This is a genomic window from Paenibacillus phytohabitans, assembly GCF_013141775.1.
In the GTDB taxonomy this organism is placed as follows: domain Bacteria; phylum Bacillota; class Bacilli; order Paenibacillales; family Paenibacillaceae; genus Paenibacillus_AQ; species Paenibacillus_AQ phytohabitans.
The window spans coordinates 29,231-43,353 of sequence record NZ_WHOB01000030.1 but is presented as its reverse complement, the minus strand read 5'-3'; the positions used below and the strand labels follow the sequence as shown (position 1 = coordinate 43,353).

Annotated in this window: 11 protein-coding genes and 1 pseudogene; 2 read left to right on the top strand and 10 right to left on the bottom strand. The window is 47.5% G+C overall.

Features of this window, described 5'->3' with window-relative positions; all coding sequences use genetic code 11:
- Positions 1-208 precede the first annotated feature (208 nt).
- The 7 genes and pseudogenes from GC101_RS12520 to GC101_RS12490 all read right to left on the bottom strand — a co-directional run bounded on the left by GC101_RS12520 (position 209) and on the right by GC101_RS12490 (position 6,716).
- Positions 209-1,060, bottom strand: coding sequence for a carbohydrate ABC transporter permease (locus GC101_RS12520; protein ID WP_171717548.1), 852 nt, complete (start codon positions 1,058-1,060; stop codon positions 209-211).
- Entirely contained in the window at positions 1,050-2,033 is a 984-nt protein-coding gene (locus GC101_RS12515) for a carbohydrate ABC transporter permease (RefSeq protein WP_171717547.1), read from the bottom strand. Before GC101_RS12515 ends, GC101_RS12520 begins: the two co-directional genes overlap by 11 nt.
- A gap of 88 nt (positions 2,034-2,121) precedes the next feature.
- On the bottom strand, positions 2,122-3,540 hold the full coding sequence (locus GC101_RS12510; protein ID WP_171717546.1) for an ABC transporter substrate-binding protein: 1,419 nt from the start codon (positions 3,538-3,540) through the stop codon (positions 2,122-2,124).
- A gap of 215 nt (positions 3,541-3,755) precedes the next feature.
- Entirely contained in the window at positions 3,756-4,031 is a 276-nt protein-coding gene (locus GC101_RS12505) for a hypothetical protein (RefSeq protein ID WP_171717545.1), read from the bottom strand.
- 358 nt (positions 4,032-4,389) lie between these two features.
- Positions 4,390-5,205: pseudogene (locus tag GC101_RS12500) on the bottom strand (GNAT family N-acetyltransferase).
- 18 nt (positions 5,206-5,223) lie between these two features.
- The gene (locus tag GC101_RS12495) at positions 5,224-5,715 is read right to left on the bottom strand and encodes a DUF6933 domain-containing protein (protein WP_171717544.1); all 492 of its coding nucleotides are present in this window, start codon (positions 5,713-5,715) and stop codon (positions 5,224-5,226) included.
- Between the two features lie 128 nt (positions 5,716-5,843).
- Entirely contained in the window at positions 5,844-6,716 is an 873-nt protein-coding gene (locus GC101_RS12490) for a DMT family transporter (RefSeq protein WP_171717543.1), read from the bottom strand.
- Between the two features lie 286 nt (positions 6,717-7,002).
- Here GC101_RS12490 and GC101_RS12485 point away from each other — a divergent pair, with 286 nt between their 5' ends.
- Positions 7,003-9,657 (top strand): cation-translocating P-type ATPase, encoded by a 2,655-nt coding sequence (locus tag GC101_RS12485; RefSeq protein WP_171717542.1) that lies wholly within the window; start codon positions 7,003-7,005, stop codon positions 9,655-9,657.
- Positions 9,658-9,730: 73 nt separating this feature from the next.
- Here the strand turns inward: GC101_RS12485 and GC101_RS12480 are convergent, their stop codons facing one another.
- Positions 9,731-11,557 (bottom strand): APC family permease, encoded by a 1,827-nt coding sequence (locus tag GC101_RS12480; protein WP_039300618.1) that lies wholly within the window; start codon positions 11,555-11,557, stop codon positions 9,731-9,733.
- Between the two features lie 306 nt (positions 11,558-11,863).
- On the opposite strand from GC101_RS12480, the gene GC101_RS12475 reads away from it, so the two are divergent.
- Complete coding sequence (locus GC101_RS12475; protein ID WP_171717541.1) at positions 11,864-12,685, top strand: DUF2785 domain-containing protein; 822 nt, start codon at positions 11,864-11,866, stop codon at positions 12,683-12,685.
- A 141-nt stretch (positions 12,686-12,826) separates the two neighbouring features.
- Here the strand turns inward: GC101_RS12475 and GC101_RS12470 are convergent, their stop codons facing one another.
- Both GC101_RS12470 and GC101_RS12465 read right to left on the bottom strand, forming a co-directional pair.
- A complete protein-coding gene (locus tag GC101_RS12470) occupies positions 12,827-13,225 on the bottom strand; it encodes a macro domain-containing protein (RefSeq protein ID WP_343049677.1) in 399 nt (132 codons plus the stop codon).
- Between the two features lie 238 nt (positions 13,226-13,463).
- Positions 13,464-14,000, bottom strand: coding sequence for a GNAT family N-acetyltransferase (locus tag GC101_RS12465; RefSeq protein WP_171717540.1), 537 nt, complete (start codon positions 13,998-14,000; stop codon positions 13,464-13,466).
- Between the last annotated feature and the right edge of the window lie 123 nt (positions 14,001-14,123).

Sequence of the window (14,123 nt, the reverse complement as noted above, 5' to 3'; positions counted from 1 at the left end):
ATAGCCACCGCTCCCTGGTATTCAGACATCTATGAAACTCCATCCTTATGAACAAGTAACGTTTATTATACACACTAATAATAAAAAACTCCCGATAATGTTGTCCATTATCAGGAGTACGCCTGTTGATTAGCCAAAGTCTGCTACGTTACCATAACTACAATTTAGCTAATCAACAGACCTGGCCTTGGAATGAAATTATAGGGAACTACTCCTTGACGCCGCCAAGCGCTACACCCGCGATAATATAACGGGATAACAGGAAGTACACTACGAACAGCGGTAAGGCTGTCAGCGCCAGCCCCATATAGATCGAGCCGAACTCCGTCTTGTAGATATCCCCGCGCAGTAAGCTGACCATAATCGGCATTGTGTATTTCTCTTTCTGTGTAAGCAGAATCAGCGGCATGAACAGGTTGTTCCAGTTGCCTACGAAGGCGAAGATGGCCTGCGTCGCCACTGCCGGAACCATCAGCGGCAGGATGATCCGGTTAAAGGTTTTGAATTCACCTGACCCGTCTACGCGTGCTGCTTCCACGATCTCAATCGACAGCGTTGCCAGCAGGTATTGGCGCATAAAGAACACCACGGCCGGCGCAGCAATTGCAGGCAGAATCAGCGGCAGGAAGCTGTTGGTCCAATGTATTTTATACATGAACTGATAGAATCCGATGGCACTGGCCTGGGAAGGAATCATCATCACGCACAGGATAAAGGTAAAGAATGGACCGCGCAGCTTCCAGCTGTAGGTCACAAGCCCATAAGCCGCCAGGGACGAGAAATAGACCGTTAATAGGGTAGCTGAGGAAGAGATAATAAATGAATTCATAAACCCTTGAATGGGGTCAAAACTCTTGTCCAGCAGCACCCGCAGGTTGCTCATCAGATGCGACGAAGGCAGCAGTGACAGGCCGCTTTGAATTTCCGCTGTAGAGCGGGTGGCATTCACAAACATGATCCAAAACGGGAGGATGCTGAGCACCGCCAAAAAGATGCAGACGATATAAATAATCGTCTTGTTAATTCTCCGGGTGACGCCTCCGCTATTATTATTGTTCATGTGCTACGCCCCCCTCACGGCTGCTCTTGACGGATTTACGATGCATTTTTTCGATTTTTTTCATTTTTGCCGCATCGCGGTCACGCATTAAATAGAACACAAATCCGGACAATATCGCTGAAATCACGAACATGATCATGCTCGCCGCGGCAGCGCGATTGTACATATAGCTTCCCTTAAATGCTTGCCCGTAGATGAACATGGACGTGGTAAGGGTAGAGTCATCCGGTCCGCCTGCAAGGAAAAGCTGCGGAATATCAAACATGGTCAAACCACCGACCATCGATGTAATCAGTGTGAAGAGCAGAATCGTACGTAAGCTCGGCAGCGTGATCCGGAAGAAGGTTTGAATTCCGTTCGCACCGTCAATCGATGCAGACTCGAAGAGCGCAGGATTGATCCCCATAACGCCAGCGATCAGAATGATCATCGTGTTGCCGTACCACATCCAGAACTGGATGAACGCCACAATGCCACGTGCTGTCGTCTTATCCTGAAGGAAGAAAATCGGAGTGTCGGACCAGCCCATTAATTCAACAAAGCTGTTTACCGGACCCATTGGGTAGGCGAACAGAGTGCTGAAAAGCACAGCGATTGTACCTGCTGTAATAATATTAGGCATATAGAGCAGAACCTTGAAAACACCTTGCCCCTTTATTTTCAGACGCTGGTTCGTGAACCATGCAGTGAGTAGGAGCGCAAGAGCGATCTGGGGAACGAAGTTGACAATCCAGAGTATCCCGGTGTTAATCAGAGACTTTCTGAAGGAGACATTATCAAAGAGGAGATCTTTGAAGTTCTGAAAAGGATTATCCAAAATATGTATCGGTTTTGGGATTAATCCCTGCAAATTGGTGAACCCGATGAATGCGGTGTATAAAATGGGATATAACGAGAAAATCAGAAATGCCAAAACAAACGGAAATGTGAAGATATAGCCGAATTTAGAGTAGTTCACACCTTTGCGGCGCATGCTCTCACCCCTTTAGTTGATATGAAGGGGCGGGATGACTCCCCGCCCCTCCGAATGCTTGTTATTCTCGCTCGATACCCAGCGCTTGTTATTCGCTTTCGATACCCAGCTGATCTTTAACCTGCTGCTTGAAGGTTTCGATTGCTTTCGCACGATCCTTGTTGCCTGCAGTATATTCGCGTACTTGATCACGCCAGAGCTTGTTGATCGTTTCGTCGAACTGGGTCAAGTTCTTACCGGAAGCGTTGGCATTAGCCGGAACGAACACATCAAACATATTCTGTCCGCCAAGCAATGGAACTTCGCCGTTAGACTTATCCATGACAACAGCAGAAGCAACGCTATCCTTCGTACCTTGCTCGCCCTCTTTCATCGTTCCGTTAGCCCAGTAATACTGGAGTCCGGTTTCGGAGGTATCGAGTGTTACCCACTTGATAAAGTCCGCAACAGCCTGTTTCTTGGCATCGTCCTTGGTTACGTCTTGGTTAGCAAGCAACCAGGTGCCTCCCCAGAAGAAGCCAGTCGGCGGCTCGGTAACTGCCCAGTCACCATTTGTATCTTTTACCTGTCCGTTCATTACGTAGTTGATCAACCAAGCTGGACCGAAGAATCCGAAGACCGGTTGAGCGCCGGAGCCGGACATATCAGCATACCAGGCTTCTGTCCAGTCTGTTGTATCGTTGTGGTAGCCATTGTCTTTCAGCTTCTTGGAGAGATCAAGGAACTCTTCACGCTTCGGATCAATATGCAGCTTGCCATCCACAATCCAGCCTTTCTCAGAACTGTTCTCGATCGCATGCCACATGTCGCCGTCACCAGAAATCGCGCCATAGCCTTTAGCCTTCAGCTTCGCAGCTGCATCGAAGAATTTATCCCAGCCTGGACCAATTTCAGTCTTGATCGCAGCCGGGTCATCTGTTCCAAATACATCCTTGGCGATTGAGCGGCGGTAGATAAAGGCTCCGCCTGTCGCCTGGTAGCCGAGACCTTTCAGCTGGCCGTCTTTGCTGCCGATATCAACCGAGTATTGAGCAATGCCTGCGTCTTTTACCAGCTGGTCGTCAAGACCCAGGTCAGCATAGTTGGCGGCATAAGTGGATGCATCACCTTGGGTATATTTGAGTACGAACGCCGACTCCGCTGCAAAAATATCAGGGGCATCCTTACCGCCAGCGGCCAGCGCCTGGTCAAGAGCAGGCTGATAAGCGCCATCGGTAGTTGCAATAACCGTAGTTTTAAACTCCACATTTGCATCGGGATGAGTTTCCATATACTTTGTAGTCATGTTCGGAATCTCATCGGTGAAGCTCCAGAGATTGATGGTAACTTTCTCACCGGATCCTGCTGCTGGAGCAGTTGTAGCTGCTGCGGCCGTTGTGGCTGCCGGAGCTGTTGTGGCGTTTGCGCCGGATGAGCTTGAATTATTATTTCCTCCACACGCTGCCAGAGCAGATGACATCAAGACCAATGTAGAGATCCCAGCTAGAACACGCTTCATACTTTTCATACTTTGCCTCCCCTTTTATATTCAATCCTCGGTTTTATGTAACCGCATTCATATTATAGTGCCAGACTCTCTCAGACATAAGGAACCCCTCATTGGGAAAAATACCACTATTTTTGGTTCCTGTTCCAAAGGAGGTATAAAAAAGACGCCAAGGCATTTTGCCCTAGCGTCTCTATGATCTCTCAAATTTCTTTTCAATAATTTTTGAAGAGATGTTATGCATAGTATCCGCCTTTGACCGGATATTCTCCATGCTCCTGAAAGTGCCGGTATATTTTAGTGAATGCCTTGATGGCGCTCCATTGACTCTGATTATTATTTAGTAACACCACTACCTCTGCCATCGAGGTATCACCAGGTAATTCTCCACTTGTAAATCTGTATAAATCCGTTTCAAACATACCATCAAGCTCTCTCAAGCAATCCCCGTACCGGTATCTGGCAATCGTATTCTCAATCTCAATCAGCTCAAAATCAATGCAGATAGCCATGTTAGGGTCCTCTCCTCACGTAACTCCGGGTGGCTGCTTTGACGTAGGAATTTCTCGAATCCTCCGCTATTCGCGCCCGAGATCCGGTAACTTCTAAAGAAATCCTGCCCAAAATACAACATTCGCCTCAATATATCGATTCAAATCCAAAATTGTTGTACAAAAGGCAACATTCCCACCTTCTCCAAGCATCCTAACGGGAAATTCCTGTATTTCATACAACAATTCTTCCGCACACACAGGTATTGAGGTCTCAAAGTTGCAAAACGTACAACATTATTAAGCGAGCGCGAGTCTCCTAGCATACACCCTGCAATTTCAAACCCTATAGCTTTAACTAGAATCAGTCATGACTCCCTCACGAGAACTTATACCAGAATATCCGATAATCAAAATCCGGCTTCATCCCGATTGCTTGGGCTATGCGGATAGAGCCGGTGTTCTCCGGAGTACAGTCCCAGTAAGGCCGGATTCCTTTTCGTCTGAATTCTTGTAACAGTGCAGTAGCCACTGCCGTACCATAATTTCTTCCTCTGTATCCTTCCAGGGTCTCGATATCAATCGCATGCGTCTCTTTTGCAATAAAAGCCGAGAAACACAAACTCATGACCTGGTTATTATACTCGGCATAACACCCCAGTCCCTGCTGAAGGAAAACATCTGCCGACTCCCAGTAATGCAGTATTTTCTCTTATACAAATGAATGGTTCTCTAATCGCCTTGATGTAAGCAGCTCCCTGTCGATTGACCGGATCGTTATTTCATTAGCTTGAAATTCCACAGCTCCCGCTTGCTCTCCTGCACAGAACACATGCTGATTTTCCGCCGAAATATTACGGTCCCCGAAGATGGCACTAAGCGTATCATCCCAGGTATCCATCTCCGCGCCAATCTCGACCCAAGTTATGCCCTGCTTCTGTAGCTCAGGTTCTATAACGGTTCGCATGTATTCGCCCAGCTTCTCTGCAAACACTGAACTCCGCGCATCACCAACGATTTGAAACCCCTGCTGTCCCTGAATCCAGATTAACGCTGCTGTTGGTTCTGTCGGATGATCTGCGTAGACCCTACCCGGGTTCATCCCATCAACTATAGCCTTGGCCTCAATATTTTTACATGGGTCTATGAGATGCCGTATCTTATAAAAGTCCTCTTTATTAAGCTCTGTGATCATTGTCAGATCCTCCGGTCCTTACAAATAATGCTTTTCAATTGCTTTTTTGAATACGTCTATGGGTTTTTCATAATCTATAGGTTTGTGAATTATTCTGTTCAGCCATTTCATATGCTGTTCCTTACTTGCATGTTCTCCTTGTGCATGATCATTAAAGAAGGTTACTTCTTTCATTGTTCCTAAGACACTTCTATTGTTGGTCCTTGCTATATTGATCTGCTGGCTGTCTTTCATATACGATTCAATTAACTTCGGTTCAATTCCTTCACTTACCAGATAATCCCTCAATTCTGTGCGGAACTTATCGGTTAAACTATTTAACTGAGCCGATCTTACCCCGTTAAAAATCACACTCAACCGGCTTAGATCATTGATGAGGAGGATATGCTTCCGTCTATTTACCCATACCATATTCGCGTGCCAACTGAATAACGGAGCGGTTAGCTCATTCTCTATCGGTGCAGCTTTCATTTCCTTCAATAAAGCCTGCGTGAATCTTAATACAACCATTTTGCACTTCCTTTCTTAACGCTTACATGCTTCCCATTCATCAGTATTCGGGAGTACCCCCGCACTATCCTCTCTGCAGAACGGAAATCAGGCCGCCCTCAACTGAGGACGACCGGATGTTTTCACAATCATTTTTCCTTAATGACCAGCAGAACTCCCATACAAATCAGAGCGGTCCCTGCCCAAAAGGACAAGCCTATCTGCTCCCCGAGTAATAACCACCCCAGGAAAGTGCCGACTACCGGCTGGAAGAAGAAAAATAATCCCCCGCTTGAAGCATTCAGCATTTGCAATCCACGGTTCCACAGCAGAAAACCACAGGCTGTAGAGATTACCCCCAGGTATACAAGGCCGCCCCAAATTGACGGATGCATCAACGCGCTAACATCCAGATCAGGCAACCGGCTAATCGTAACAGGAGTAAGTAAAACAACGGCTACCAGGGCAGCATAGAACGTTACCACAATCTGCGAATAGTGCCCCGGCACCCGTTTAATAAGCACTGACATAAGCGCCCAGGTAAGCGCCGCAACGAGCAGGGATATCCCGCCGAGCTGAAGCGATGGATCAATGCCCGCATTTCCGACAATAATACCGACACCGAGCGTTGCTAAAATAACGGAAAAGGCCTTTTGGAAGGTGATCTTCTCTTTCAAAATAATCCGCGCAAACAGAACCATAAATGCAGGTGTCGCCCCAGTAATGATCGCACCCATTTGTGCGGTAGAGAGCATCGTGCCTATCTCTTGGGTTACGATTGAAATGGTATTTCCAATCACGCCGATCATGACAATTAACAGGATATCCCGTTTCTCGATACGCCACGATTGTCTGGTAATAATACCAATAAGCAGCAATGCAATAACCGCAATTACATAGCGGATCCATACTAATTCAAGCGGCGGTACAACGTCCACCACGTATTTGACAACCACATACATCCCGCCCCAGATGCTGGCAGCGAGCGATAAATACAAAGAACCTAATAAAGTGTTTTTCATGTTTTGTACCCTCCGTTGCTCTAGACATTCCTTGTCCTTAACGGAGTTGTAGTTTTCTGCCGTTAAGGAAGCAGAACTACAGGTACATCATTCTCGAATAGTGGTGACCACAGCATTAGTTCTCAGCTCACTTTCAGAAGATAATTTCATTCTATTCTATACGAACATCATCCATCTGGGTATAAGTATTTAACTGTCTGAACGAGAAATGTTGAAACTTGTCATATTTTCTAACGTAGATTTGGACCATACAGAGAATGAAAAACTGGAGAGGAGCTTGTACCTGATGGAGTATTACCGCCGCAGTGTAACAGACACCCTGGAAGAAGTGCAGAGCCAGGCCAAAGGGCTTACGTCTGCTGAAGTAGACAACCGGCTCACCAAGGACGGCTACAATGAGTTAAAGGGTAAACAGAAAGACCCGCTCTGGAAGCTGTTTCTGGAGAATTTCAAAGATCCGATGGTTATTGTGCTGCTCATAGCAGCAACAGTTCAGATTGTGATGGGGCATGTCATGGAATCCGTCATTATCTTTGTAGTGCTGATTCTGAATGCTGTGATCAGCGTTGTTCAGACCCGTAAGGCTGAGAGCTCGCTTGACGCACTGCGCAAAATGTCTGCGCCTGAAGCCAAGGTCATCCGGGACGGAGCCTTGCTGTCCATTCCCGCGAGGGAACTGGTCCGCGGCGATATCGTCTTCCTGGAGGCTGGCGATTACGTGCCTGCGGACGGGCGGATTATTGAATCCGGGAGTCTGAGGATTGACGAAGGAATGCTGACCGGAGAATCTGAAGCCGTAGAGAAGCATATTCAGCCTATTGATCATGACGCTCCGCTTGGAGACCGGCGCAATATGGCCTTCAGCGGCTCGCTCGTTGTCTATGGCCGGGGAACGCTGGTCATTACAGGAACTGCACTCGGCACCGAGCTTGGGAAGATTGCCGGTCTGATCGAGAGTGCTGAAGCGAAGCAGACCCCGCTTCAGCGCAAGCTGGAGAGCTTCGGCAAGAAGCTGGGCCTGGCCGTTCTCGGCTTGTCCATCCTTATCTTCTCCATTCAGGCTGCACGCGTCTGGCTCTCGAACGATACGGTCGACACGACCGAAGCGATTCTGAATGCCCTGATGTTCGCCGTCGCTGTAGCCGTCGCCGCGATTCCCGAGGCATTGTCCTCGATTGTAACCATTGTGCTCTCCGTAGGCACCAACAAGATGGCCCGGCAGAACGCCATTATCCGCAAGCTGCCCGCTGTTGAAGCCCTGGGATCAACCAGTGTAATTTGTACAGATAAGACCGGTACGCTGACACAGAATAAAATGACAGTTGTCGATTACTTCCTGCCGGAAGGATCGCAGGAGCAGTTCAGCCTGCAGGCCGATGAATGGTCGGAAGAAGCCCGCAGACTGCTGCATATCGCCGTACTCTGCAACGATTCCAACATTAACGAGGAAGGCAAGGAGCTGGGTGACCCTACAGAGGTTGCGCTGATTGCCTTCAGTAACAGCAAGAACAGGGATTACCGCGAAATCCGCGATAACTTCCCGCGCGAAGCCGAGCTGCCGTTTGACTCGGAACGCAAGCTGATGACGACGCTGCATACCTTTGACGGGCAGAAGGCCCTGCTTACCAAAGGCGGCCCGGACGTCCTGTTCAGCAGATGTACCCACGTGCTGCTGAGCGGCCAGGAGGTTCCGCTGACACCGGAGGTTCTGGAACGCTTCACCGAAGCTAACGAGAAGTTCTCCAGCAGAGCCTTGCGGGTGCTTGCTTATGCCTATAAGACCGTGCCAAATACCGTCACCGAAGTAGGCCTTGAAGATGAGCAGAACCTGGTGCTGGTTGGCCTCTCAGCGATGATTGATCCGCCGCGCGAGGCGGTATATGGCTCCATTGCTGAATCCAACAAGGCGGGTATCCGCACGATCATGATTACCGGGGACCATAAGACCACGGCTCAGGCGATTGGTCGCGATATCGGACTGATGGCTGAGCACGAGATCGCGGTCACCGGCCAGGAGCTGGACGCCATGTCCGAGGAGGAGCTGGACAGCAGACTGGAGCAGATTGGCGTCTACGCCCGTGTCTCTCCGGAGAATAAGATCAGAATAGTCCGTGCCTGGCAGCGTAAAGGCAAAATCACTGCCATGACCGGTGACGGCGTCAATGATGCCCCGGCCCTGAAGCAGGCCGATATCGGTGTAGCCATGGGCAGCGGAACCGATGTGGCCAAGGATTCTGCGGCCATGATCCTGACCGATGATAACTTCGTATCGATCGTCAATGCGGTCGCTGTCGGCCGGACGGTATTCGACAACATCAAGAAGGCCATTGCCTATCTGTTCGCCGGCAATCTGGGGGCGATCATCGCCATCCTGTTCGCGCTGATCTTCGACTGGATCAACCCGTTCACCGCCATCCAGCTGCTGTTCATTAACCTAGCGAACGATTCCCTGCCGGCCATTGCCCTGGGCATGGAGAAGGCTGAGCCGGATGTAATGAGCCGCAAGCCACGGGACATTGGCGAAGGCATCTTCGCCGGAGGCATGATGCAGGCTGTCATTACCCGCGGGCTGCTGATCGGGATTGCCGTCATTGTCTCCCAGTACATCGGGCTGCAACATTCCGATGAAATGGGCATCGCGATGGCCTTCACCACGCTGATTCTGGCGCGTACGCTCCAGACCTTCGCGGCCCGCTCCAACAGCCAGACCTCTGTGGAAGCCGGCTTCTTCAGCAACAAATATGTGATCGGCGCAGTGATGGTCTGCTTTGCCTTCTACGGCATTGCTGTCCTGCCCGGCGTCAGAGACATCTTCTCCATCCCCGCTTCCTTCGGGATGGACCACTGGCTCACAGCCACTGGCCTTGCCCTAGGCTCGGTCATCGTGATGGAGCTGGCGAAGCTTGTCCGCCGCGCATTGCCGTCTAAGCAGGCCGCGTAGGCTTTAGCTTAGGGGATGAAATAGCCAAAAGCCTGCACTCCCGGTATGGGGTGCGGGCTTTTTTTATAATACATTACTTCTTCAAATGATAAGGCACTGTAGTGACAATAACATCGCTGCGGAACAGTAACCGGGCACGTATCAGCAGACTCGATTGATTATGAAGGATGTTATGCCAGCCTTTCTTCGGAATGAACTGTGGAATGATGACCGTTACCCTATGATTCAACTCTGCGGCCTTCCAATTGATCGTATCAATGAATTTGGTCAATGGTTGTACGATGCTTCTATAGGGAGTATACAGTGTCACTAATCTTATCTCCGGCTGCCACTTTTTCCATTTCTCCTCAAATATGGCTTCCTCTTCTCTTTCGAAGGGCACATACACGGCGATAATCTGCTGCGGATTCAGCGATTTGGCATATTCCAAGGAGTTCATCACCACATGAGTGATTCCGGCAACCGGCACGATGATTACATTGCCTTCAATCTTAATCGTTTCCTCACAGGTCGTTATTCTGAGCTGGTCGGCAACGGCCTCGTAATGCTTATGAATCCGGTGGAACACCAGAAGGAGAATCGGCAAAAATACAAAGACCGGCCAGACCTGTGTGAACTTGGTCAAGAAGAACATCATCGTAACAATAAGGCTGATTAGAGCACCAACGGTGTTGATGATGAATTTTTGCAGCCAGCCCGCCTGTTTTTCCCGGAGCCACTTAACCATCATCCCTGTCTGTGACAGCGTAAAGGGAATGAACACACCTACAGCATAAAGTGGGATCAACTGCTCTGTCTTCCCTTCAAATACATAAATCAGGACCATAGAAAGAACACCCAGGATGATAATGCCGTTAGAGTAACCCAGCCGGTCTCCACGCATGGTGAACATCCGCGGAATGAACTTATCCTTGGCCAGATTCACAGCCAGCAATGGGAATGCGGAATATCCGGTGTTGGCAGCCAGAATCAGTATTAATGCAGTGGTTCCCTGTATGAAGAAATACATCGCATTCCGGCCGAACGTTTGCTCAGCAATTTGCGACACGACCGTCACATCAGCACGGGGAGCTATACCATAATAATAGGCCAGCACTACAATTCCTGAGAACATAACAGCAAGTAAGGCTCCCATGGCTACTAAGGTTTTGGCGGCGTTAGAAGCCTCCGGACTTTTGAAATTCGGAATGGCATTGGATATCGCTTCTACACCCGTTAACGCAGAGCTCCCGGAAGAAAACGCGCGCAGCAGCAGGAATAGACTGATCCCCGCTACCGGCGTACCCAATGAGGTATGCAGCTCTGCCGGAACGTTACCGGTTAAAATGTTATACAAACCTGTACCAATTAGAATGAATAAAGCCAGCACGAATAAATAAACCGGATAAGCAAGTACGGAAGCGGATTCCGTGACACCCCTTAAGTTAAGAATCGTAATCAGGATCACGAAGACGATAGCGATAACTACTTTATGCTCATGCAGGCTTGGAAAAGCTGAGGTAATTGCGTCCGCGCCGGCCGATATACTTACAGCCACCGTCAAAATATAGTCCACCAACAGCGAACCGCCGGCAATCAGTCCGGGGTATTTCCCCAAGTTTTCCTTGGATACCACATAGGCTCCACCACCATGCGAATAAGCAAAAATAATCTGCCGGTAGGACAAAATGAGTGCGGTTAACAATACTAATACGCCAATCGCAATCGGGATGGAGTACCAGAAGGCAGCGGCTCCAATCGTAACGAGAACAATCAAGATTTGTTCCGGCCCGTACGCAACGGAAGACAAGGCATCTGAAGACAGTATGGCCAGCGCTTTCTTTTTATTTAGCTTTTGCTCCCCTAACTCAGTAGACTTTAAGGGCCTGCCGATCAGAAATCGTTTTAAAAATGAGATCACGGGTTTCACCACTCGCTTATTATTTTGTAAAATTCTTGATAGTGCAGCATCTGTACCTTACTCAGACACAACAAAAAGACCACAGAAGAATATTCCGTGATTATAGAGGCAAGGAACTGTTCGAATTCTGCGGAGTAAACTATGATTTACTTCCAAGTTCAGCCTATCATTTCCGGCATTAATATAGCGTTAAGGATTCCTCAAAGACATTAAGATTGCATTAAGATATGATGAAGTTGTATCCCATCGTGCCTGTATCTTATAGTAAGAGAAGAGTCCGGAAAATACCCAGTAGGAGCGCAAACCATGAATTTAAAAGATCAGTTGATCCTAATCAAAGAAAATGACTACCAGACACCTGCGGAACCCTTCCAGCTGGTACAAGAAATGATACATAACATCGGCTCCTTGGATGCCGAGCTGCGTGATGATCTAATCTATACAACCCTATCCCACTGGATTCCCGGTAATTCGTTTTCCGAAGACGAGCTGGAGCAACTTCTCCCTGCCCTATTGGATACTGACCATTTGCACTATAAGCTTGGTGAAGGCAATACAGACTCTGTATTCACACGGTCTTTCTCTATGCTGGTCATCCCGCTCCTCATCATGAAGCATAGGGAATCCCCATTCCTCTCAAGAGAGCAAGTTCACCAGATCAAAGAGAAGGTGTTCTACAGTGTGCAGGAAGAGCGGGATTACCGCGGGTATGACGAAGAAAAGGGCTGGGCTCATGCCATAGCCCATGGGGCAGATGCTTTAGATGATTTGGCCCAATGCTCCGAACTGGATCAGGCTGACCTCTTCACCATCCTCGACCTGGTTTACGACAAGATGACCATAACCGAACGGGTTTACTCCGATGGTGAGGATGAGCGGATGGTCAGACCCGTAATCAGTGTTTTAAACAGAAAACTGCTTAGTCAGACTGACGTAGAGCAATGGATTCAACGTTTTGGTGAGGTTGAGAAGAGCCCCGAATTCCTGCCTGCCTTCAGGCAAAAAAATAATATTAAGAATTTCCTGAAAAGCTTGTACTTCCGGGTAAAATTCTACAAAGCAGATGCCGCTCTCTGCCCGGTGATTGAGGATACTTTATATAAGGTAGAGAAAGTGTATTATTGCTGATTAAAGAAATCACAAATGGCTCCGCCCTTTGATGATAGGGGCGGAGCCATTCGCTTTATTTTTTAGTGAATTAGTCAATCTCTAATTAGTCAATTTCAATACTTCTTTAGTTCATTCTTGTATATTTCAAAATTTTCTTCATCAAAACATACAAATACTACTTTTTTTAATATTTGTTTCCTTATTTAATAAATACTTAGAGACTTCCTCTACGGCTATGTAGCAGGCTAAGTCTTTCGGATATTTGTATATACCTGTACTTATATTTGGAAAAGCAATACTTGTAGCTTCGTTTAACTCCGCTTGCGTTAATGAATTCCTGTAACAGTCTTTTAGCTTTTGTTCCTCATTGTTCAATCCGCCATTCCAAACGGGCCCCACGGTATGGATAACCAAACGGCTCTTCAAGTTCCCTCCTGTGGTAACTACCGCTTCTCCAACTGCACAGCCACCCTGTTGATTGCGGATCTTCATGCACTCTTCTAATATTGTTTTTCCCCCAGCTCTATGGATAGCACCGTCTACACCGCCTCCACCCAACAGACTAGTGTTGGCAGCATTGACTATTGCTTATACTTCCGTTTTAGTTATATCTCCCCGGACCAACTGAACGATTGAGTCTTTCATAATAACTTCCATGAATAACCTCCAATAGTACTTCGTAAATAACCACATATGTAGAATATTCGCGGAATTATTGAGCTATCCTGCCCTTTCGTTGAACAAAGGCAGCCGACTATTAACCGACTGCCTTTGTGTCGATATATTGCATATCGGCCTATTCAGGAGGACTCAAATAATACCGGTAATACTTAAAATCATGTCGCTCATTTAATATATGAATCAGCAAATTTTGCTCATCCATAAGCTGGAATCCGCAGTATTCAAGAACCCTTTGAGATGGGATGTTGTCAAGCTCAACGGTTCCAATGATATAGGGAATATCGTATTTTCCCGCTATCCATTCAAGTGTTCCCTTTGCAGCCTCCTTAGCATAACCTTTCCCTCTTGCACTTGGGAGGATTCCATAGCCAAATTCAGGTTCATGTAACTCATCATGTTCTTGTGCAGCGACCTGGCCAAGAATATCACCTGTTTCTTTTTCAAAAACACCTAAGCATAATGTTCCAGATATAATATCCATATTTTTATAGTTAGAAAGGTGCCAATTAAAAAACTCTTTTGCCCTTGGCTTCTGCATTTGCCAACCTCCATACAAATCCAAAAGCCTTTCGAATTGCTCGAAATCATTATCGTCAAAAGTTCTGACGACCAGCCTTTCTGTTTCGATATAAACAGTGTTCAAGTCACTCATTAATAAACCCTCACTTATTCAAATTAAAAGCATTCACAATTACAGGTTACCATAATTAGAAATTTTTAGTTTTATCACTTTTCGCGTTATTTTCCCCTGTTAGTTAATGAAGCATTTTCTCTT

Coding starts and splice junctions, on each gene's coding strand:
- GC101_RS12520 (WP_171717548.1), bottom strand. CDS start 1,060: ATGAACAATAATAATAGCGGAGGCGTCACCCGGAGAATTAACAAGACG.
- GC101_RS12515 (WP_171717547.1), bottom strand. CDS start 2,033: ATGCGCCGCAAAGGTGTGAACTACTCTAAATTCGGCTATATCTTCACA.
- GC101_RS12510 (WP_171717546.1), bottom strand. CDS start 3,540: ATGAAAAGTATGAAGCGTGTTCTAGCTGGGATCTCTACATTGGTCTTG.
- GC101_RS12505 (WP_171717545.1), bottom strand. CDS start 4,031: ATGGCTATCTGCATTGATTTTGAGCTGATTGAGATTGAGAATACGATT.
- GC101_RS12495 (WP_171717544.1), bottom strand. CDS start 5,715: ATGGTTGTATTAAGATTCACGCAGGCTTTATTGAAGGAAATGAAAGCT.
- GC101_RS12490 (WP_171717543.1), bottom strand. CDS start 6,716: ATGAAAAACACTTTATTAGGTTCTTTGTATTTATCGCTCGCTGCCAGC.
- GC101_RS12485 (WP_171717542.1), top strand. CDS start 7,003: ATGGAGTATTACCGCCGCAGTGTAACAGACACCCTGGAAGAAGTGCAG.
- GC101_RS12475 (WP_171717541.1), top strand. CDS start 11,864: ATGAATTTAAAAGATCAGTTGATCCTAATCAAAGAAAATGACTACCAG.
- GC101_RS12465 (WP_171717540.1), bottom strand. CDS start 14,000: ATGAGTGACTTGAACACTGTTTATATCGAAACAGAAAGGCTGGTCGTC.